General features: G+C 65.5%; 1 protein-coding gene. It reads left to right on the plus strand.

Annotated elements, in window-relative coordinates; translation table 11 throughout:
• Positions 1 to 1006, plus strand: a 1006-nt coding sequence (locus tag ACFSKW_RS54550; protein ID WP_379583782.1) for an L-serine ammonia-lyase, incomplete at both ends; no start/stop codon positions are given.

The following is a 1006-nucleotide window of genomic DNA, read 5'->3' on the forward strand; positions in this document are numbered from 1 at the left end:
GCCGCCGCGCACAGGTTCGCTCGTGGGTTGCAGGCCGATGGGCTGCTGGAGCGGGTGGCGCGGGTGGAGGTGATCCTGTACGGCTCGCTCGGGTTGACCGGTAAGGGGCACGGCAGCGACAAGGCGGTGCTGCTGGGCTTGTCGGGGGACAAGCCGGAGCTGGTGGATGTGGACGGGGTGGAGGCGCGGCTGGCGCAGATGCGCGCTTCGGGGCGGATCGTGTTGTTCGGTTCGCATGAGATTCCGTTCGTGGTGGGGGAGGATCTGGTCTTCGAGCGGAAGATCTCGTTGCCGGAGCATCCGAACGGGATGCGGTTCACCGCGTGGGACGCCTCGGGGGGCGTGGTGCGGGAGAAGGTGTATTTCTCGGTCGGTGGTGGGTTCGTGGTGGATGAGAAGGCCACGGGTGCTGATCGGATCAAGCCGGATGACACGGTGTTGCCGTATCCGTTCACGACGGCGGCGGAGTTGTTGAAGCACTGTTCGAACACGGGGTTGTCGATCTCTGGGTTGATGTTGGAGAACGAGCGGGCGTTCGGTCGCAGTGAGGCGGAGATCCGTGAGCAGATTCTGGTGTTGTGGCGGGTGATGTCGGAGTGTGTGCGGCGGGGGATCGCCAAGGAGGGGGTGTTGCCGGGGGGTTTGCGGGTCAAGCGGCGGGCGCATCAGTTGCATCGCAGGTTGCAGGCGGAGGCGGCGGAGCGGGATCCGTTGCATGCGATGGATTGGGTGGGGTTGTATGCGCTGGCGGTGAATGAGGAGAACGCTGCTGGGGGGCGGATCGTGACGGCGCCGACGAATGGGGCGGCGGGGATCATTCCTGCGGTGATGACGTATTACTCGCGGTTCGTGCCGGGGGCCGATGATGACGGGGTGGTGCGGTTCTTGTTGACGGCGGCGGCGGTGGGGGTGTTGTTCAAGGAGAATGCGTCGATCTCTGGTGCTGAGGTGGGGTGTCAGGGTGAGGTGGGTTCGGCGTGTTCGATGGCGGCTGCGGGGTTGACGG

The sequence above is a fragment of the Nonomuraea mangrovi genome (assembly GCF_042681425.1).
In the GTDB taxonomy this organism is placed as follows: domain Bacteria; phylum Actinomycetota; class Actinomycetes; order Streptosporangiales; family Streptosporangiaceae; genus Nonomuraea; species Nonomuraea mangrovi.